Source organism: Alkalimarinus coralli, assembly GCF_023650515.1.
Lineage (GTDB): Bacteria > Pseudomonadota > Gammaproteobacteria > Pseudomonadales > Oleiphilaceae > Alkalimarinus > Alkalimarinus coralli.
This window is the reverse complement of record NZ_CP096016.1, coordinates 294,558-315,886: the sequence shown is the minus strand read 5'-3', so window position 1 is coordinate 315,886 and position 21,329 is coordinate 294,558. Positions and strand designations below refer to the sequence as shown.

Here is a 21,329-nt window from a genome sequence, read left to right as displayed (position 1 = left end):
ACTATGCAGCCCCCTTTTTTGATGTGCCTGAGTCCATCCCGAACTATTTCAACGGCAATAGTTTCAACTCTACTCGACGGTTAGCTTCTCGGCCAGCAGCCGTATTATTTGTCGCTACCGGATAACGAGGGCCTAAGCCCGCCGCATGTATACGTCCTGATGCAATTTGTTGAGACTGCAAGAAGTACTTAACACTGTTCGCGCGCTGCTCGCTCAATGTCTGGTTAAAGCTTAAAGAGCCAGTAGAGTCAGTATGCCCATCAACCTTTATTGCGGTCTCGTCAAACTCCTTCAATACAACTGCAACGGATTCCAATACGCCAGTAAAGTTGCCCTTAATATCAGACTTGCCGGTATCAAAGGTAATATTTCCTGGCATGACCAAGGTAATCTGGTCACCAGTTCTCACAACCCTAACACCAGTACCTTCAAGCTGCTGACGTAATTTAGACTCTTGCATATCCATGTAGTAGCCAACACCACCACCCATTGCACCACCCGCGGCGGCACCAATAAGGGCGCCTTTTCCTCGGTCTTTTTTACTTGAGGTAGCTGCACCAATAGCTGCGCCAGCCACCGCACCAATAGCGGCCCCTGTTGTCGCGTTTGATACTTTTTCCTCTCCGGTATATGGGTCATATGTCATACAACCCGATGCCAACACGGATACAATTGCGATACTCAAACATTTACGAATCATTCTGCTTATCTCTCCTCAAACTACATAAACAACTATTTACTGCCACTGGGTGACTTAGACTAAGACGATGCGATGACACCATCAATAAAACTAAACATATCCTGCCGTATTTCTGTGGACTCATTAACTAAATGGTGTCGCCCTTTAGGTAGATAATGTACGTTGACCCTGGAAAATTTCTGTTGGATTATCGTAATATTGTGACGCCAGTCAACCGTCATATCTCTTTTTCCCTGAACAATCGCCACCGCTCCATCGATAGCATCTGCGCTCTCTATCTCCTTTATCCAACGCCTCAGTGCTGTCACCCAGTCGATAGACATTATTCGTGATTGAAGCGGGTCATGTTTTTTCAAGAACTTAATAAAGGCTGGGTCATTACTGTTTTCTGAAAAAACTCGCTTCCAGGTACTGACAAACGGCCCAATGAACGAGTGCATAAACAGCGCGCCCCGCCAGCCAACAGGCCTGACCAGTGGCGCTAACAGAATAACTTTTTTAAATACCGATGACTCATATTGCTGCACTCGGTTTAATAAGTGATCAACCAGTACCGCACCGCCAGTGCTTTGACCAATCGCATAGAAAGGTTCTTGAACGTTGCCCTGACAGAGATTGAGACAGCTTCTGAGTGCAAACTGATAATCATCAAAAGACTTAATTGCGGTTGGGCGACCCGAAGATAGCCCGTGTCCGGGAAGGTCATATGCAATGACCGCCAAATTCTGTTCAAGGCAATGCTTGATCAGGTGCCCGTACAACCCCACATGATCAAAGTAACCATGAAAAATGAATACGGTTCCCTTTATCGATTTGGGCACGTAATAGTGCATAGCCATGCGGTACCCCAAGGAGTCAAAGCTCCCCAGGTAGTGCTTAACATCTGGCAAGGTATCAAAAAAGTCGATGTTGTAGTAACGGCAGTACCGTCTCGCTTCGTCCGTCAATTCAGGCAGGTTATTAAAGTCAAACACTGGCATTCCAGCGATCAGCTTACTTCTGGTCCAATCATGCTTCATAAACAGAATTCAACAATAGTGGCGTAGATTAAAAATTACGACAAGACTAACTCAAAGCGTAAAAAATGGCTAAAGAAAATCGTCCCGCTCTCCCAGCGCACGCAACACATCCATCATTACCTTCATTAATTGATCTATGTTGGTATTTAGACTTGCCCGCCATGATAGCCTTTAAACGATTAAATATTACCTATTTGTAGTTAGATTTTGTACGCAGTGCATTGCTCGCTGGATCATTGCGTCAGGTCATTCCTACACATAGCCCCCAACTATACCTTTAGCAGAAACGGGTTAACTAACGTGCAAAGTGGACTTATCGCGCTCGCTAAATCACTGATTAGTAGCTTAAGAGATTTAACTCCTATAATTCTGGTTATCCTGTTTTTTCAGTTTCTGGTCTTGCAACAGCCCCTGCCTAACGTCGTTTCACTCATTGTCGGTCTATTGTTTGTTGCCGCAGGCCTGACATTCTTCATCTACGGACTTGAAATGGGGCTGTTTCCTATAGGGGAGTCTCTTGCTCATGCGCTTGCCCGAAAAGGCAGCCTTATTTGGCTCATGGTATTTTCGTTTGCATTAGGCTTTGGTACAACCATTGCCGAACCGGCACTGATTGCCGTTGCAAACGAGGCGGCGGAGATCGCGGCAGCAGCTAATGTGATTGAGGCGACGACACCTGCCATAGAAGGCTATGCCGATGGTTTACGCTTCACAGTGGCCTTTTCGGTCGGGCTGGCCATTGTCATTGGCGTATTCAGAATCGTCATGGGCTGGCCTATCCAGTGGTTTATTATCGGCGGATATATTCTGGTGGTGATCATGACGCTTTTCGCGCCCCGCGAAATTATTGGCATTGCCTATGACTCTGGAGGCGTCACCACGTCTACCATCACGGTTCCATTAGTGACGGCGCTTGGTGTCGGCCTTGCTTCATCAATTAAAGGTCGAAACCCTATGATTGATGGTTTTGGTCTTATCGCCTTTGCATCACTCACGCCCATGATTTTTGTAATGGCTTACGGGATGATACTGTGACCGGTGGAGTAGCAATATTATGCTGAGCGAAGTCCTCAACACATTCTTATCGACCTTCCTGTCAACGCTGAGTGATGTCATCCCGATTGCCGTTATTATCTTTGGCTTTCAGTTTCTGGTTATCAGAAAGCCAATTGCTAACTTAAGGCGCGTTCTGATTGGCTTTGGTTACGTCATTATTGGCCTGACACTATTTTTGATGGGGTTGGAAAAAGCGCTGTTTCCAATAGGCAAATTGATGGCGCAGCAGCTCACCAGCCCAGAGTTTATATATGACCACTTAGAGACGATCCCCGATGTCTTTGTCTGGTCCGACTATTATTGGGTTTATATCTTTGCGTTTACCATTGGTTTTAGCACCACCATTGCAGAACCTTCCCTTATTGCCGTGGCTATTAAAGCCAGTGAAGTATCAGGGGGCGCTATTGGCGTCTGGGGGCTGCGTGTAGCGGTGGCCTTTGGCGTCGCTATTGGTATTTCTTTAGGCTGTTACCGCATCGTCACAGGGTTGCCAATACACTACTTTATTATCTGCGGTTACATCGTGGTGGTCGTTCAAACATTTTTTGCCCCGAAACTGATCGTGCCACTCGCTTACGATTCAGGCGGTGTCACCACATCGACCGTTACAGTGCCGCTGGTTGCCGCGCTGGGTTTGGGTCTGGCAGAAACAGTTCCGGGAAGAAGCGTACTGATCGATGGTTTTGGGCTCATCGCATTTGCCAGCCTGTTCCCGATAATTTCAGTCATGGCCTACGCCCAGTTAGCAGAGCTGCGAAGCCACCGGCTGCATCACCAATCAAATAACGATGCCTAAAATAACAATGTTTGGTAGCAATAGAACCGAGCAACCCAGGAGGTTATTCAATGCACTTTAAGCTGATCGTCGTATTTGTCGAAGATTCAAAAACTGACTGTGTGCTTGCAGCAGCAAGAAAAGCGGGCGCTACAGGGTCTACGATCATTAACAATGCCCGAGGTGAGGGCCTAAAGAAAAGTAAGACTTTTTTGGGCCTGACTCTCGAAACACAACGGGATGTGCTGCTGTTTATTGTAGAAGAGCACCTAAGTCGACACATCCTTGAAACTATTGCCGAGGCGGGTGAATTTGATACATCGCCCGGCACAGGGATTGCCATCCAGCTTGATGTTGAAGATGCAGTAGGCGTTGCGCATCAGGTCGAAAAGCTAACCGAGACTCTGGAGGATAAACTATGAGTGATCGCAAAATAATAAAAGTCCGAGATGTCATGAAAGACCACTTTATAGAAATGGAAGGTCTAATGACGGTGCAAGATGCTATTCGGGCGCTGCAGAGAGAGGATGCTCATACACTGATTATCAAAAAGCGTCATGAAGATGACGAGTATGGCATTGTCGTATTGGGAGATATTGCCAAGAAGGTGCTGGCAAAAGACCGTTCACCCTCCCGAGTTAACCTATACGAGATCATGACAAAACCGGTTATGTCGGTCTCTCCTCATATGGATATACGCTATTGCTCTCGGTTATTCGATCAATTTGGCCTGGCCAGCGCCCCTGTTCAAGAGCACGGAAAGGTCATCGGTGTTGTAACTTATCAAGAGATTGTATTGCACGGGCTGATTGAAGACCTGGAATAAAGCACGGGTCTGGGAGCCAATCAAAACCGAGACTTGATTGACCTGCGATACTTTTAAGCTGAGACTGACCCACAGTAAGCATAACTCTGAAGTGAAATGAGCTCACTAAGTGAGGCGAAATCCTTTATAATCCGTGATCAATTTTGACTGTACGCGATTTACATAGGATATATCATGATTTTTTCATCTTTAGACCTGGCTCCTGAAATTCAGAAAGCCCTTGATGCCTGTGGTTACAGCCAAATGACTCCTATTCAAGAGCGTGCAATTATCCCTGCAAGACGAGGCAAGGATATATTAGCCAATGCTCAAACAGGCACAGGAAAAACCGCCGCTTTTGCCATACCTATTTTGCAACAGCTGCATGATCGCCCCAAATCCACGCAGCCAGGAACTACCCGAGCATTAATTCTCACTCCTACCCGAGAGCTGGCGGAACAGCTAGCCGATACCATCAAGCGCTATGCCCAGCTTCTACCCCTCTCGGTGACTGCGCTTTACGGTGGCGTAAAAATGAGCGGGCAACAAAAAAAGCTAAAAGCAGGTGTTGACGTATTGATATCAACCCCCGGTCGCTTGTTGGAGCATATGGAGCAATGCAACGTTAACCTTTCCAAAGTCGAGTTTGTCGTGCTTGATGAAGCCGACCGAATGCTGGATATGGGGTTTATTGCAGATGTTCAGTCTTTACTGCAAAAAGCGCCCAAGAAACGCCAAACCTTACTTTTCTCTGCCACCCTATCTAAATCAGTCAACGAGCTTGCTCACAAATTGCTGATCAATCATGACGTTGTTAGCGTCGCAAAACAGAATGCCACCGCCGATACCGTCGAGCATACGGTTTACCCTGTAGAAGAACGCCGAAAAGCAGAGCTATTTGTTGAACTCATCAATATGTATAACTGGTTTCAGGTGCTGGTCTTTACCAGTACAAAAGCTCAGGCAGACACCTTGATGAAGACACTCAAAAAAGAGAAATTTGACGTTGCGATCTGCCATGGTGACAAAAGCCAAGGCTCTCGACGCAGAGCACTAGCTGACTTTAAGTCGGGAAAAATTCAGGTATTAATTGCAACCGAAGTGGCTGCCCGAGGGCTCGATATCCAAGGGTTGGAGCATGTTGTTAACTATAATCTCCCCTACCTTGCTGAAGATTATGTTCACCGTATTGGACGAACAGGCAGAGCCGGCACAAAAGGCCAGGCTATTTCGTTCGTGAGTCGCGAAGAAGAGCGAGTACTGGACAACATAGAACGCCTTATCGGCTACACCATAGAGCGTGAAAGCCTTCCAGGCTACGAAGTTGGTAGCCGTGAAACCCTCTGGAATAACCTGGCTCAAAAGCCTCGTGCAGCCCGAACCAACAAAGCGACTCAAACCAAGATCGTTCGCAATAAGACAAGTTCAGCAAAAAAGGCCAGCAAAGGCCCCACTAAAGGTTCAGCAAAAACATCGAAGAAGAAAAGAAAGTCTTAGGTAAATCAGGACAGGCCAGGCTCTAGCCATATAATAATTGCTCTAAGAAGCGCATTCTGCCCCTCTTCTCTCACACCTTAGCTTCAACACCGCTGTCGCCTATGGCTGCGTATGTGGTGTTAAACTATAGACCTTCGCCCCCCCCCTCGTAAAAGATCCACACGTAACCACATAACAAGAGTGTGAACGGGTTCCACCACCTTTCACTTTTTACAATATTTCAAATTGCTGACACCAAACATCTATTTCGAGCAGGTACAATTGGAAAACAATCCACACACATAAAATTAATAAATAATATGCAAGAACTTGAACCCTTATCGCAGGCAAAAATAGGTTTGAACATTACAGAACGTATTATATTAGTCACCATTGTTGGCATTCTGCTTTCTTTTGGCTTATCTCTACTATAAGAATACGCTGCACAACACGCATGGCTTGTCAGTACGATAAATAACGACCTGCTTGCTCCCTGTATGAGTAATCAGCTTTTTCTCTCTGCTTCTCAAGCATTTCAAGGCGGATTTTCTCCATTTTTTCCAGCAGCTCCGTCAATGGCGATTTTGCTTCCAACCGATTGTCCAGCAAGCGTTCTGAATATGCTCGCTGCTGCTCCCGTATTTCCTCAAGTCGTTCCAGTGCGTTATTAATCGCAATCGACTTAAGCTCTATCGAGCTGTCTGGTTCTTCATTCTCCATCATTCGAGCATCAACCGGGATTGGAGTACCTGTTAGTATTGGGACGTCTTGCATGGCATTGGCGTCAGGCTCAGACAAGTCTGCCAAATCAATTTCCTGAATTGTTCTGACTTCGCCACTTTCCATCAAAACAATTCCAGACGACTTTATATCCCCCAGCACCGCCCCCGAAGATGAGTGAAGATTAAAGTGCCCTTCCGCACTTCCCAGGTAAATGGCCCCAACCCCAACGTCTTTTAGCGACTTAAGCTGTTGTCGGCCATTTTCATCCCCTACCCATAGTTTCAGCTGTGAAAAAATATCATCATTTTCATCGATCCAGAGATTGCCATCATTATCAAATGCGGCCAACTCTGAAAACCCTTGCCCTGTTCTTGTGCCAAATAGCTCGCCGCCATTATCAACCATGCCATTGGCATTTTTGTCCAAAACTAAATAACCACTCCCCGAGGCTAAAGAGGCAATCAACTCATCATCGCCATCTCCCTCCAGATCAAACTCAAAATATTGGTCTGTTAAGCTAACCGAGTCCGCAGCAAAATTAATCACTAATGGGTCTCTCATTTGCTGAACCTCCATCACAAATGACTCTGTCGTCTCATAAGTCGCTTTTTGGTTTAGCTGAAGATACAGCGAGAAGTCTATTTCACGCCCATCTTCTGTCTTTATTGCGCCATGAGAACTCAACGTTAAGTCTTGTGATTCTGTAGCAAACTGATAGCGCGAGAACTCAACGGTTGCCGTGCCGGAAAAACCCGGAATCGCAGGCCCTAATGGTTGGCCATTTTTCATCGTCAACGCGCGCACAGCTTGCTGCCCACTCAACGCAACATCAACGACGTCGGTTAGCAGTTGGGTATTTAAAATATCGCTGGTATTTTCACCATTGCGAGAAACATGACTGTTAGAGTATAGATATAGCCGGTCTTCTGCATGGTACTGATACGTTGCTTCATGCTCAGAGAGAGCGTTGCCAGCTGCCACTGTTGATGCACCGCCAGAAGAAATTAAAGATGCTTGTTGCTGTTGCTCCAGCCTTTTGGTTTGAGCTGCCTGTGCAGTTAACTGAATTAAACTCGATTCGATTTTCACGTTCTGCTCCCCCTACAACAAGCACGTCGAAACAACAGGAGCCCTCCCCCGCTGCTTGAACAAGCATAAGTGTTTAGTCTCTTATCTTATCGGCCGAACTTGGGGAAGCATGAGGGGAAGTTAAAGTTGTGACTCTATGGGGAACAAGCCAAGAAAATCGACCCAACGCCTCAACCACCAACTGGTACCAGGGTCATGGTCATAAGATGAGACACCATCATTGTTATAGTCAAGCCACATGATACGTTTTTCATTTTCATCCCAGCTAAGCACGTATGCGAGCTTCTGTATATCCGAGTCAAACCACTCCCCTACTGCTTGGGCGACATGCTTTGAATAGATTAACATGCCGATCTCTGTATTTTCGTTGAATGACCTGGGGTCTATATTTAGAGAACCCACAAACAATGATTCGCGATCAATAACAAATGTTTTAGCGTGAAGACTGGCTTTTGAAGAACCGAAGCTGTGTTTATCAAGGTCAACATCTGATGCCAACCCTGCTTTCATTTCATAGAGTTCAACGCCTCCTCTAAGCAACGCTTCACGTGATGACTTATAGCCAGCATGAACTATTGACACATCGGTGGATGCCAAGGAGTTAGTCACTACTTTGACTTCTACCCCTCTCTCTTCAAGCCCCAGCATAAACCTTACCCCTTCATCTGTGGGGACAAAATAGGGAGAGATGATAAGAAATTCACTCTCGACCACGTCAATATGCTGGCCTAAGGCACCAGACAAATGGAGTTCGGTCTGGTCACGTTTGCTGGTGATCTTGTCCGGCAGATCATACAACAACTCAACCTCACCTGAAAAAAATTCCAGATTACCAGCTAACAGCTGTTGTAAAAATGATGACTGGCGAACGTTATCAGCAAATGCTGAGTGCTTTTGTTTAGCCGCAAAGTCTGATATTTCCGTTCGTTTCTTCTCAGCATATTCACTGTCAATTAACTCAGGGCGCAGAAGCTCCACCGGATAAGCTAATGGGCTGTTCCAGTAGAGGTCAAATACTGACGAAACCTCTTCAACCACTGGGCCAATAGACAACACATCAAGGTCGGCAAACTCCAGTTCACTATTTGCGCCAAAGTACTCATCACCAATATTTCTACCACCAATAACGCTGATTTGGCCATCAACCACAAATGATTTGTTATGCATACGCCGGGTAACATCACCAAAGCGCGTAATCATCTGGCTTGCTTTCGCAGTATTTCGACTGAATGGGTTAAATATACGTACAGATATTTTGGGGTGGCTTGCAATCAGCGCTAACCCTTCATCGTTGGCAGCTGAAAGATTAATATCATCAATAAGTAGGCGAACCCTAACGCCTCTCTCTGCAGCATTGATCAGCTCATTGATTAATAGGTTTCCAGTAAGATCGCCATGCCATATATAGTACTGAGCATCAATACTCACCTCAGCAGCAGACACCAGTGCCATCCTGGCCACAAACGCATCAATTCCCTCATTGAGCAGTAAAAAGGCCGATTCACGATTGTTTTCCGGCATATTGTCTGACGCAAACTCGCTCCAGACTGAGCTAGAAGGCGCAACTAAAGCAACACTTTTAACCTGTTGCTCGTTTTCCGGAAGCGAGGCACATCCCGCAGTGAACAGCAAAATAATTGTGATCAGAAATTGGATGTTACACTTCTTGCTATGAGCGTCATATCCCGCTTGTCTCATCATAAGTTCCCTGAGAATGTTCCTGTCATTCTACCGGCTCCCATTTTCCTTCACTGTTAACACATAAATCATTGTTCACAGACTCTTCTGCACCTGCTTTTGTCTTGAAGGTCAGTTGGATCGTTCTACATTCTGCACCTTTATACTGGTAGGCCTTCACAACCTTTAACATGCCGCCATTTCCTGTCGTTGGGTTTCTCCACGCTTGCTCACGCTTATCATCAGATTGCAGGAGTTTAGCTGATGCCTCATAAACCAACTCAAAGTCTTCATCCGTCAAAAGGCGCTCGTTTTTAAGACTCGACCGTATCGTTCCCTCTGTTCCTTTCAGTAACTCAAAGGGCGTTGATACGATTCCTTTAAAGAACCCTGTCACCGCTCCCTTTCCGGCCTCTTCGCTGATCCCTTTGGTGTTTTCTACAATCTTCTCCACCCGCGTCAAATAACCCGGGATTTCGGCACGCGTTTTCTCCACCTCTCCCAAAACCTCTGGCACTAAGGGAATAATCTTATCTACCCGCTGATTGGTTTCCTTAACCGAATGGGTCACGCCATCAACCGTTTTCAATATTGCTGGCAATTCTTTCTGTAGCTGATCAACCTGGTTTTGCAGCCTATCCACTCGATCCAAAATCGAAGGAAGCGAGCCTCTGACCGCTTTCACTTCGCTCAAAACGCCAGGCACAATCTTTCTTACTTCAGCTACTTCATTTAAAACAGCAGGGATTGAATCGGTTGTTTTTTCAACCGTTTTCAATATATCTGGAACTGAGTCTAAAAGTGGCTCAATATTTTGGGTGGTTCGATCAACCTGGCTACTGACCTTGCTAACCTGCGCCAATATATCAGGAATATGCTGGCCGATAGTCAACAACGAGTATGCTAGATAGGCAATTGAAAGCGCCATAAGCGTCAGCGCAAACGACAGGAATGTATCCTTCACAGGTTTGTTATGCTTTTCCATAAGAGTTATGCCATTCAATGTAGGTCTGAGTGCAATGTGTTAATAGATTACTAAATCACATGAGTGATCGTAAGGCTATTTCAGTTTTTGTATTCTTTTATCAGGCATCGTTATCCTGATAGCTTAGCCCGCCAAGACAGGCAACGCGAGTCAGTATGAGGCAAACAGCGTAAAGTTGCAGGCGAAAAAAAACCGTGAAATTACACGGTTTTTTTTCTGCTGGCACTGAGGCCTGTTTATAGCTCGCCAGAGTCATAACGCTGGAACATCACTTCCAGTGAGTCTGCTTTAATTTTGCTCGCATTACCCGATGTGCCAAATGCATCGTAACGCGCAATACAGATCTCAGTCATCGCCTTAACCGACTCTTTCAAGTATTTGCGTGGATCAAACTCAGCCGGGTTGTTACCCATAAAGCGACGGATAGCGCCTGTTGAAGCCAAACGCAGGTCTGTGTCGATATTCACTTTACGAACACCGTGCTTGATACCTTCAACGATTTGCTCAACAGGAACACCGTACGTTTCAGGAATTTCGCCGCCATATTCGTTAATCACTGCCAACCATTCCTGAGGAACAGATGAAGAGCCGTGCATAACCAGGTGCGTATTCGGAATACGGGAATGTATCGCTTTAATACGATCAATCGCTAAGATATCATCAGTCGGCGGACGGGTAAATTTGTAGGCGCCGTGGCTCGTACCACAGGCTATTGCTAGCGCATCGACACCTGTTTTTTCGACAAAGTCTGCTGCTTCTTCAGGGTCGGTTAACATTTGATCCGCAGTTAATGTGCCTTCTGCGCCAACACCATCTTCTTCACCCGCTTGTCCGGTTTCCAAAGACCCCAGACAACCCAGCTCACCTTCGACAGAAACGCCGCATGCGTGGGCCATATCAACCGTACGACGAGTTACATCGACATTGTATTCGTAAGACGCCGGTGTCTTTCCGTCTTCCATTAACGAACCATCCATCATGACAGACGAGAAGCCAAGCTGGATTGAGCGCTGGCAGATAGCTGGCGAAGTTCCATGATCCTGGTGCATACAAACAGGAATATGTGGAAACTCTTCAATAGCTGCAAGGATCAGGTGTCGTAAGAACGGCGCTCCCGCGTAGCTTCGAGCCCCTGCGGATGCCTGAACAATCACCGGACTATTGGTCTTATTTGCGGCCTCCATGATTGCACGCATCTGTTCCAGGTTATTAACGTTAAACGCGGGTACGCCATACCCAAATTCAGCTGCGTGATCGAGCATCTGACGCATACTAATAAGTGCCATGAGCATTTCCTTTTATTTGTCGAGTTGCACGTAAGAGTACATGCAAGTGTAATTCAATTTGTTTAAAAATTTACAGAGAAAAGTAAGTACCCGTTTTATAAAACGATACTCAATTTTCTTGCCATCCTCGCCAAGGCGGGAATGACGACAGTTCCAATACGTGTATTACTTGGTGCCGCGCTCTTCTAGCATAGCCACAGCAGGCAGTGTTTTACCTTCTACAAATTCCAGAAACGCACCGCCGCCCGTTGAAATGTAAGATACTTTGTCTGCAATATCATATTTATCAACTGCGGCAAGAGTATCCCCTCCCCCTGCAATTGAGAACGCGTCACTTTCGGCAATCGCCATTGACAGCGCTTTAGTTCCTTCGCCAAACTGGTCGAACTCAAATACGCCTACCGGTCCATTCCAGATGATCGTTTTAGCTTCTTTCAATGTCGTTGCAAGGGCCTGAACCGAGTCTGGGCCAATATCAAAGATCATGTCGCCTTCAGCAACATCGGTAGCGGCTTTTAATGTTGCTTCAGCAGATTCAGAAAATTCCTGACCGACTACAACATCAGAAGGCACTGGCACTTCTACTTTTTCCATCAATGCTTTGGCATTTGGTATCAAATCATGTTCACAAAGCGACTTTCCTACCGGGTTGCCAGCAGCAGCCAGAAACGTATTGGCGATGCCACCGCCGACAATCAGTTTATCTACTACATCAGACAGCGACTCAAGCACCGTTAGCTTGGTTGATACCTTTGAACCACCCACAATGGCGACTAAAGGTCGCTCGGGGTTATCAAGCGCTTTACCCAGTGCTTCCAACTCACCCGCCAATAAAGGCCCAGCACAAGCCACAGGCGCATATTTACCGACGCCATGAGTAGACGCCTGCGCACGGTGAGCCGTACCAAATGCATCCATTACATAGATATCGCACAATGAGGCGTAAGCGCGTGATAGCGCTTCATCATCTTTCTTTTCGCCTTTATTGAAACGGACATTTTCAAACAGCACAACCTGACCATCTTCCAGCTCAACGCCATTCTGCCAGTCAGCGACCACTGCAACATCCTGCCCAAGTAGACCTGACAAATGCTCTGCTACAGGCTTCAATGAGAACTCTTCTGCATATTCGCCCTCGGTTGGGCGGCCCAAATGTGTCATCAACATCACCTTTGCACCTGCCTCTACTGCCAACTTAATGGTTGGCAAAGATGCTCTAATACGTGCATCACTGGTAACCTTTCCATCTTTAACGGGGACGTTAAGGTCTTCGCGGATCAATACTCGCTTTCCTGCAAGATCAAGATCTGTCATTTTGATGATCGCCATTATCTATCCTCATTTACTCAAAATTTAAACAATAATTTAAAACAGTCATTTAAGATAACAATTAACGCTTGCTGGCAGAACCTAGCCACACTGATGCGACATCCAGCATGCGGTTAGCAAAGCCCCACTCGTTATCAAACCAGGTTAATACCTTAACCAGCTTGCCGTCACTCACCTGAGTCTGGCTGCCATCAACAATTCCTGAGCGTGAATCATGATTAAAATCACAGGACGCCAGCGGCTCCTCAGTAAAGCCTAAAACGCCACTTAAACCATTTAGCGACGCTTCCGACAAGATCTGATTTACTTCCTGAATAGTGGTGTTTCGGCTGACATTGATCGTTAAGTCCAGCACCGAAACATTGATGGTCGGCACTCTTATTGCCACGGCACTAAATCGTCCTTCCATTTCAGGCAACAAACGCTCAATGCCCTTCGCCAACCCGGTATCGACCGGTACGATATTATGCATTGCACTGCGCGTGCGTCTCAAATCATGATGGTGGTATGCATCAATGGTTGGTTGATCGTTCATCGCCGAGTGGATCGTCGTAATAGTGCCACGCTCGATGCCTAACTTATCATGAAGAACCTTGATGACAGGAACAATACAGTTGGTGGTACAGGATGCATTTGAGACGATGCGGTCGGCATTCGACAATAAGGAGTGGTTGATCCCGTAAACAATGGTTTTATCTACATTCGCGTCGGCAGGCTGAGAAAACAGCACCTTACCAGCACCTGCACTTAAATGAGCTTCACCGCCGGATCTATCACCGAATGCCCCCGTGCACTCCAACACAAGGTCTACATCCAGCTCCGCCCAAGGCAGAAGCTTCGGAGATTGCTGGTTAATTACCTCGATATGATCATGATGCGCATTCTCATCATACTCGTTGGCGTTGTAACGACTACCACTTTTTATGCACAGCCGGTCAGCATTCACATTAACCGAGCCTGAAAAACGGCCATGGGTAGAGTCATACCTTGTCAGGTAAGCAATAGTATCGATATCCGACAGTTCATTAATGGCAACAATCTGCAACCTGTCACGATACCCATTTTCATAGAGTGCTCGTAAAACACATTGCCCGATACGTCCATATCCATTTATTGCCACACGGTATGACATCTATTGAAAAACTCTTGGTAATTAAGCTTATGAGCCTTCCTCTGCAAAGAGAGGAAGGTCATCACTTTAAAGGTCGTAATTTAAACCGTTATTGACTAAAGCAGCTCTTCAGTGACAGCGACAATGTTATCAACCGTAAATCCGAACTCTTCATATAACTCGCCGGCTGGTGCAGATTCGCCGTAGGTAGACATTCCAACAATGCGTCCATCAAGGCCAACATACTTGTACCAGAAGTCCTCTATACCTGCTTCGACAGCGACGCGAGCAGTCACTTCAAGTGGCAGAACCTGCTGCTTGTATGCTGCATCCTGCGCATCAAACACATCGGTAGACGGCATCGACACAACACGTACCTTGGTGCCCTTTTCGCGAAGAACAGATGCAGCGCCTTGTGCCAAACCGACTTCCGAACCTGTTGCAATCAAAATCACATCTGGCTGACCTTCCGAGTCTGACAACACATAAGCGCCACGAGCGATTTGTGCAACCTGCTCAGCGGTTCTTTCCTGATGTGGCAAACCTTGACGAGAAAAGATCAGTGAGGAAGGGCCGTCCTGACGCTCTATGGCTGACTTCCAGGCAACAGCAGATTCAACCGTGTCACAAGGACGCCACAAGTTCATGTTAGGCGTTGTTCGCAAGCTAGCCATCTGCTCGACTGGCTGGTGAGTCGGTCCGTCTTCACCTAAACCAATTGAGTCATGCGTATAAACGTTGATCACCCGCTGCTTCATCAGTGCAGACATGCGAACAGCATTACGTGCGTATTCCATAAACATCAGGAATGTCGCACCGTAAGGGACAAATCCACCGTGCAGTGCAATACCGTTCATAATGGCGGACATACCAAATTCACGCACACCATAGAATATGTAATTGCCTGATGCATCGTCTTTTTCCAGCCCTTTACAGTCTTTCCAAAGAGTCAGGTTTGAACCTGCAAGGTCTGCAGAGCCACCTAACAGCTCAGGCAATAGAGGCCCAAATGCGTTCAGTGTGTTTTGTGACGCTTTACGACTTGCAACCGTTTCACCTTTCTCCTGACACGCCTGAATATACGCCTGGGCTTTTTCAGAGAAGTCAGCTGGCAGGTCGCCAGACATACGACGAGTCAGTTCAGCCGCCAGTTCAGGGTATTCATTCTGATAGGCTGAGAACGCGTCATTCCACGCAGACTCAGCCGCCCCACCTTTCTCTTTGGCATTCCAGCCGGCATAGATTTCATCGGGTACTTCGAACGAGCCATGAGCCCAGCCCAGTTTTTCACGGGTTGCAGCAATTTCATCGCCACCTAACGGTGCACCGTGGCAGCTTTCTGTTCCTTCTTTGTTTGGGGAACCAAAACCGATCACTGTTTTACAACAAATAAGCGTCGGCTGATCAACGTTCGCTTTTGCTTGTGCGATAGCATCGCGAATAGCGTCTGAGTCATGGCCATCAACAGCAGGAATGACTTGCCAGCCATAAGATTCAAAGCGCGCTGGCGTGTTGTCAGTGAACCAGCCCTCTACTTCACCGTCAATCGATATACCATTATCGTCATAAAACGCAATTAATTTGCCCAAGCCTAAGGTACCAGCCAACGAGCATACTTCATGGGAGATTCCTTCCATCAAACAACCATCACCCATAAATACATAAGTATTGTGGTCGATAATGTCGTGCCCATCGCGATTAAACTGAGCTGCCAGGGACTTTTCTGCAATGGCCATACCTACAGCGTTTGCAATTCCTTGTCCTAATGGCCCAGTCGTTGTTTCAACACCTGGGGTATAACCATACTCAGGATGGCCTGGGGTTTTGGAGTGCAGTTGTCTAAAACTTTTCAGATCATCGATACTCAGATCATAACCTGTAAGGTGCAGTAGAGAATAAATCAGCATTGAGCCGTGACCATTAGACAGAATAAAGCGGTCACGGTTAGCCCATTCAGGGTTAGCCGGGTTATGAGTCATGTGGTCATTCCACAGAACCTCGGCAATATCGGCCATCCCCATTGGAGCACCCGGGTGCCCCGAATTGGCTTTTTGAACAGCATCCATACTGAGTGCACGAATTGCGTTTGCTAGATCTCTACGAGATGGCATTAAATTGTCTCCCACCGACAGTTTAAATGTTTGAGCATTTCAGGGAGCCAATCAGCACGTACGGCCCCTCGGAATGCACAATAAAAAAAGGCGGTTATTTTCCCCTATATCGGGCTATTGAGCAAATTTATTGGGTTTTAATTCGTAACCCCCATAACGTGAACAACCCCTCAATGCAAAATATCTATATCAATTTTTTTTGATATAGATATTGAATGATAAAAAATCCACTGCTAGACTGCCTCACATGTTAAATAACTTCACATGCCCAACAGAAGAATCTGCAAGCAACACAGCAGTAAGCGAATCAGCCTCTGCACCGCAGAGCCTGTCCTCCATAGCCCCTATCCTAAAGGCCAGTGGTGACCCTTTGCGCCTGGAAATATTACGGGTGCTACAGCGCGACACTTTCGGTGTGATGGAGTTATGCAATATATTCGACTGTCGACAGTCAGGTATGAGTCACCACCTAAAAGTGCTCCACAAAGCAGGCCTTGTAGAAACCCAGCGCGAAGGCAATTCAATATTTTATCGCCGCCCAATCAAGCAGGACGGTGAAATTAATGACGAACTCATTCACTCATTATTCGGGATTATTGATCAAACGGCTGTAGCACCGGCTACCGTTGACAGTATCAACCTCATAAAAGGGCAGCGTGCAGAACAGTCACAGGCATTTTTCTCTAAGCACGCAGACAAATTTAAAGAGCAGCAAGAGTTAATCGCCAGTTTTGAGCAGTATGCACTGCCAGTAGCTGAACTCATCGACGCACATGACTTTTCAACCTCATCCACCGCGATGGAGATTGGCCCTGGGGAAGGCGCATTCTTAAATCAGCTCTCTACGCGTTTTAGCCAGGTTTACGCAGTCGATAACTCCGAAGGGATGCTCAACAAAGCAAAAGCTCACGCCGAGTCACACCAATTATCAAATATTGAGTTTGTCTTGGGCGAAAGCAGCAAAGCACTACAGCAGAACATTTCAGTTGATGCCATCGTACTGAACATGGTGTTGCACCACATACCCAGCCCGGCGGATATCTTCGCGGACTGCGCCAAACTACTTAACAAGAATGGCATCATGCTGATTAGCGACCTCAGCCATCACGACCAAAACTGGGTAAAAGAAAATTGTGGCGACCTGTGGCTTGGGTTTGAAAGTGAGGAACTTTCAGTGTGGGCCAGGAATTCAGGCATGGATGAAGGTGAAAGCCTCTATATTGGCCTTCGCAATGGATTCCAGATTCAAGTTAGAGAGTTTATTAAACGATAGCCCATCGCTTCAAGAAAGTAGCATTAAAAAAGCAGCATCGAGAAAAACTTGGTACTGCACAAATAGTACAGAACAGATAGCACGGTAACAAGGCATTAAAAACTAACAATTATTAATAGAACACCTCTGTTAACACAAGGAAAAAACAATGAGCGAATATTCTTTATTTACTTCAGAGTCCGTTTCTGAAGGCCATCCAGATAAAATGGCAGACCAGATTTCTGATGCCATTGTTGATGCAATCATCGCCGAAGACAAGCACTCTCGAATTGCCGTTGAAACAATGGTAAAAACGGGCATGGCGGTTATTGCCGGTGAAGTGCGTACCAGCACTTATATTGATCTGGAAGATCTGGTTCGCGAAGTCATTCTGGATATCGGTTACAACAGTTCAGAGGTAGGCTTCGACGGGGCATCTTGCGCAGTACTGAATGCTATCGGCAAGCAGTCTTCAGACATCGCAATGGGCGTTGACGAAGGCAGCGATAAAGATTTGGGTGCAGGCGATCAGGGCTTAATGTTTGGTTATGCGACCAACGAAACTGACGTATTGATGCCCGCCCCTATTTATTACTCTCACCGACTGGTTGAGCGTCAGGCACAATTGCGGAAAAAAGGTATTTTGCCCTGGTTACGCCCAGATGCAAAAAGCCAGGTTACACTGCGCTATGAAAACGGCAAACCTGTTGCCGTTGATGCCGTCGTTCTTTCAACACAGCATGACGAAGGCATCTCTTTAGGTGACTTGCGCGAAGCCGTTCTGGAAGAAGTGGTTAAGCCGGTACTGCCTTCTGAGTGGTTGCACAGCGACACCCTATTCCACATCAACCCAACCGGAAACTTTGTGATTGGCGGGCCAGTAGGTGACTGCGGCCTAACAGGGCGTAAGATTATCGTTGATACTTATGGCGGCATGGCTCGTCACGGTGGCGGCGCGTTCTCAGGAAAAGACCCATCAAAGGTTGACCGCTCGGCAGCCTACGCAGGCCGATATGTTGCTAAGAATATCGTTGCGGCTGGCTTGGCAGACCGTTGTGAAATTCAGGTTTCATATGCCATCGGTGTCGCAGAGCCGACATCTATCTCCATTAACACCTTCGGCACACACAAAGTCGATGAAGCAAAAATCGAGCGTCTGGTTCGAGAGCACTTTGACCTGCGCCCGCAAGGCATTATCGACATGTTAGACCTGCGTCGCCCCATTTATAGAGCCACTGCAGCATACGGACACTTTGGACGCACCGAGCCAGAATTTACATGGGAAAGCACAGACAAAGCCGCCGCACTAAAAGCAGCAGCCGGTCTTTAGTCTAGTAGATACAATACCGGCATACCCGGTCATTCCCGCGAACAAGGTGAATTGCGAAGCAAGAGATAGCACCCTGGGGTGAGCGGGAATCCACCGATCGGAGCCCAAACCAAACAATGGATCCCCGCCTTCGCGAGGATGACAAACAGATACAGGAAACAGAACAATGAACGCAGCAGTTGAAGCAGGATTTACCGATTATAAAGTCGCTGATATTTCACTGGCCGATTGGGGGCGCAGAGAGATAGAAATTGCAGAAGGCGAAATGCCTGCATTAATGGCGCTTCGCCGTAAGTACAAAGCGTCACAACCATTGAAAGATGCGCGCATCATGGGTTGTATTCACATGACCATCCAAACAGCCGTGCTGATAGAAACACTGGTAGATTTGGGTGCAGAGGTTCGCTGGTCTTCATGTAATATCTTCTCAACACAAGATCACGCAGCAGCAGCAATTGCAGCAGCAGGCATCCCGGTTTTTGCCTGGAAAGGTGAAACTGAAGAAGAGTTTTTATGGTGCATCGAGCAAACAATTTTGTCTGAAAAAGATGGCTCCGAGGTCTGGAACGCCAACATGATTCTTGATGACGGTGGCGACCTGACTGAAATGGCTCACAACAAATACCCTGACATGCTGAAGGATATCCACGGCATCTCTGAAGAGACCACGACAGGTGTTCACCGTTTGTTGGAAATGCTTGAAAAAGGCGAGCTGAAAGTCCCTGCTATTAACGTAAATGATTCAGTCACAAAGTCTAAGAACGACAACAAGTATGGCTGCCGTCACAGTCTGAATGACGCAATCAAGCGTGGTACTGACCACCTTTTATCAGGCAAAAAAGCACTGGTTATTGGTTACGGCGATGTGGGTAAGGGCTCTGCCGCTTCACTTAGTCAGGAAGGCATGATTGTTAAAGTAACAGAGATCGACCCTATTTGTGCAATGCAGGCATGCATGGACGGCTTTGAAGTGGTATCTCCGTTTATCGATGGCGTTAACGATGGCACACTTTCATCTATTAATACCGAGCTACTGCAAAAAACAGATCTTGTTGTAACGACCACGGGCAACTCAAACGTGTGTGACAAGAACATGCTTCAGTCACTCAAGAGTGGTGCGGTTGTTTGTAACATCGGCCACTTTGATAACGAAATCGATACGGCGTACATGCGTGAGAACTGGGAATGGCAGGAAGTTAAGCCACAGGTTCATAAAGTTGTCCGTAATGCAGCAGACAACGACCACCTGATCCTTCTTTCAGAGGGGCGTCTGGTTAACCTTGGCAACGCAACAGGCCACCCATCACGTATTATGGATGGTTCTTTTGCAAACCAGGTACTGGCACAAATTTACTTGTGGGAAGCAAAATTTGCAGATCTTCCAGAAGATGAAAAAGCTGACAACCTATACGTTAAAGTACTGCCGAAGAAGCTGGACGAAGAAGTTGCAAAAGATATGGTTGAAGGGTTCGGAGGTGTTTTAACTCGCCTCACGAACGAACAGGCAAACTATATCAACGTTCCTGTTGATGGCCCATACAAGCCAGAAAGCTACAAGTACTAATTAGCATTAACCCTGAATAGCTGTCATTCCCGCGAAGGCGGGATGACAGGCTTAACCAAGAGCCATTAGGGTAAACTCCCCAAGGAATTAGAGCATGAATTCGCAAAGACAATTTAAGCAACGCTTCAGTTTTGAGTTTTTCCCGCCAAAAACACCAGCAGGCATGGAAAAACTCCAGACCGTCCGTGATGAGTTGGCGAAACGTGAACCCGATTTTTTCTCTGTCACCTATGGTGCAGGCGGCTCCACACAAGAGCGCACGATCAATACAGTGATCAACCTGCACAAGCAAGGTATCTCTACAGCGCCCCATTTATCATGTATTGGTGCAACAACCGAGACATTGACCGAGCTGCTAGACCTCTACAAAGCCAATGATATTCAACGTATTGTCGCGCTTCGTGGCGACCTGCCTTCGGGTATGGGAGCTCATGGAGAGTTACGATACGCAAATGATCTAGTCGAATTTATCCGCAAGCACAGTGGCGATCATTTCAGTATCGAAGTAGCTGCATACCCGGAATTTCACCCCCAGGCGGCTAATGCAGAGCAAGACTTAATTAACTTCAAACGTAAAGTCGACGCAGGCGCTAACAGTGCCATTACTCAGTACTTTTACAACGTAGACGCCTACTTCTATTTTGTGGATAGAGTTGAAACAATGGGGATCGATATCCCGATTGTGCCGGGTATTATGCCTATCACCAATTACTCAAACCTGATCAGGTTCAGCGACATGTGCGGAGCAGAGGTTCCCCGCTGGATTCGCAAACAGCTTGAAGCCTACGGTGACGATATCGAAAGCATCAAGAAGTTTGGTGAAGAGGTGGTCACTGAAATGTGTGAGCGCCTACTGGACGAAGGTGCGCCAGGCCTGCATTTCTACACGCTCAACCAGGCCGAGCCAAGCTTAAATATTTGGGACAACCTGAATCTAAGTAATCACGAAAAAATTGCATTTTAGCCATGCAGACTGGAATCGAGAACGCCCTCCTGGTTCCAGTCATCCCTCCCTACTTCGCGGTGACATGTAAATTTCCT

The 21,329-nt window shown here is 46.8% G+C and carries 18 protein-coding genes; 9 read left to right on the top strand and 9 right to left on the bottom strand.

The features are described 5' to 3' along the window. Window positions 1-43: 43 nt before the first annotated feature. Entirely contained in the window at window positions 44-700 is a 657-nt protein-coding gene (locus MY523_RS01385; protein ID WP_250657022.1) for a YiaD family glycine zipper/OmpA-like lipoprotein, read from the bottom strand. A gap of 59 nt (window positions 701-759) precedes the next feature. Then, entirely contained in the window at window positions 760-1,719 is a 960-nt protein-coding gene (locus MY523_RS01380) for an alpha/beta hydrolase (RefSeq protein WP_250657021.1), read from the bottom strand. 300 nt (window positions 1,720-2,019) lie between these two features. On the opposite strand from MY523_RS01380, the gene MY523_RS01375 reads away from it, so the two are divergent. The 5 genes from MY523_RS01375 (at window position 2,020) to MY523_RS01355 (ending at window position 5,852) form a co-directional block, all read left to right on the top strand. Continuing rightward, entirely contained in the window at window positions 2,020-2,754 is a 735-nt protein-coding gene (locus tag MY523_RS01375) for a DUF1538 domain-containing protein (protein ID WP_250657020.1), read from the top strand. 19 nt (window positions 2,755-2,773) lie between these two features. Beyond that, on the top strand, window positions 2,774-3,571 hold the full coding sequence (locus MY523_RS01370; RefSeq protein WP_250657019.1) for a DUF1538 domain-containing protein: 798 nt from the start codon (window positions 2,774-2,776) through the stop codon (window positions 3,569-3,571). Between the two features lie 50 nt (window positions 3,572-3,621). Further along, window positions 3,622-3,972, top strand: a complete 351-nt coding sequence (locus tag MY523_RS01365) for a P-II family nitrogen regulator (protein ID WP_250657018.1) — start codon at window positions 3,622-3,624, stop codon at window positions 3,970-3,972. Then, window positions 3,969-4,376 (top strand): CBS domain-containing protein, encoded by a 408-nt coding sequence (locus MY523_RS01360; RefSeq protein ID WP_250657017.1) that lies wholly within the window; start codon window positions 3,969-3,971, stop codon window positions 4,374-4,376. Before MY523_RS01365 ends, MY523_RS01360 begins: the two co-directional genes overlap by 4 nt. A gap of 174 nt (window positions 4,377-4,550) precedes the next feature. Beyond that, the gene (locus tag MY523_RS01355) at window positions 4,551-5,852 is read left to right on the top strand and encodes a DEAD/DEAH box helicase (protein WP_250657016.1); all 1,302 of its coding nucleotides are present in this window, start codon (window positions 4,551-4,553) and stop codon (window positions 5,850-5,852) included. Between the two features lie 441 nt (window positions 5,853-6,293). Here MY523_RS01355 and MY523_RS01350 read toward each other — a convergent pair whose 3' ends face one another. The 7 genes from MY523_RS01350 to tkt form a co-directional block, all read right to left on the bottom strand. Next, the gene (locus tag MY523_RS01350) at window positions 6,294-7,643 is read right to left on the bottom strand and encodes an SPM autocatalytic domain-containing protein (protein WP_250657015.1); all 1,350 of its coding nucleotides are present in this window, start codon (window positions 7,641-7,643) and stop codon (window positions 6,294-6,296) included. A gap of 120 nt (window positions 7,644-7,763) precedes the next feature. Further along, a complete protein-coding gene (locus tag MY523_RS01345; RefSeq protein ID WP_250657014.1) occupies window positions 7,764-9,344 on the bottom strand; it encodes a phospholipase D family protein in 1,581 nt (526 codons plus the stop codon). Window positions 9,345-9,366: 22 nt separating this feature from the next. Further along, window positions 9,367-10,305 carry an RT0821/Lpp0805 family surface protein gene (locus MY523_RS01340; RefSeq protein ID WP_250657013.1) on the bottom strand — a complete coding sequence of 313 codons (939 nt, stop codon included), beginning with the start codon at window positions 10,303-10,305 and terminating at the stop codon, window positions 9,367-9,369. Between the two features lie 236 nt (window positions 10,306-10,541). Next, window positions 10,542-11,591 carry a class II fructose-bisphosphate aldolase gene (gene fba, locus MY523_RS01335; RefSeq protein WP_250657012.1) on the bottom strand — a complete coding sequence of 350 codons (1,050 nt, stop codon included), beginning with the start codon at window positions 11,589-11,591 and terminating at the stop codon, window positions 10,542-10,544. A 165-nt stretch (window positions 11,592-11,756) separates the two neighbouring features. Continuing rightward, window positions 11,757-12,920 (bottom strand): phosphoglycerate kinase, encoded by a 1,164-nt coding sequence (locus tag MY523_RS01330; protein ID WP_250657011.1) that lies wholly within the window; start codon window positions 12,918-12,920, stop codon window positions 11,757-11,759. A 61-nt stretch (window positions 12,921-12,981) separates the two neighbouring features. Further along, window positions 12,982-14,052, bottom strand: coding sequence for a type I glyceraldehyde-3-phosphate dehydrogenase (gene gap, locus MY523_RS01325; protein WP_250657010.1), 1,071 nt, complete (start codon window positions 14,050-14,052; stop codon window positions 12,982-12,984). Window positions 14,053-14,147: 95 nt separating this feature from the next. Beyond that, window positions 14,148-16,142 carry a transketolase gene (gene tkt / locus MY523_RS01320; RefSeq protein ID WP_250657009.1) on the bottom strand — a complete coding sequence of 665 codons (1,995 nt, stop codon included), beginning with the start codon at window positions 16,140-16,142 and terminating at the stop codon, window positions 14,148-14,150. A gap of 247 nt (window positions 16,143-16,389) precedes the next feature. Here tkt and MY523_RS01315 point away from each other — a divergent pair, with 247 nt between their 5' ends. The 4 genes from MY523_RS01315 (at window position 16,390) to metF (ending at window position 21,252) form a co-directional block, all read left to right on the top strand. Beyond that, window positions 16,390-17,415, top strand: coding sequence for an ArsR/SmtB family transcription factor (locus tag MY523_RS01315; protein WP_250657008.1), 1,026 nt, complete (start codon window positions 16,390-16,392; stop codon window positions 17,413-17,415). A gap of 148 nt (window positions 17,416-17,563) precedes the next feature. Continuing rightward, a complete protein-coding gene (gene metK / locus MY523_RS01310) occupies window positions 17,564-18,724 on the top strand; it encodes a methionine adenosyltransferase (RefSeq protein ID WP_250657007.1) in 1,161 nt (386 codons plus the stop codon). 166 nt (window positions 18,725-18,890) lie between these two features. Beyond that, window positions 18,891-20,288 carry an adenosylhomocysteinase gene (gene ahcY / locus MY523_RS01305; protein ID WP_250657006.1) on the top strand — a complete coding sequence of 466 codons (1,398 nt, stop codon included), beginning with the start codon at window positions 18,891-18,893 and terminating at the stop codon, window positions 20,286-20,288. A 94-nt stretch (window positions 20,289-20,382) separates the two neighbouring features. Then, window positions 20,383-21,252, top strand: coding sequence for a methylenetetrahydrofolate reductase [NAD(P)H] (metF, locus tag MY523_RS01300; protein ID WP_250657005.1), 870 nt, complete (start codon window positions 20,383-20,385; stop codon window positions 21,250-21,252). Window positions 21,253-21,329: the final 77 nt, after the last annotated feature.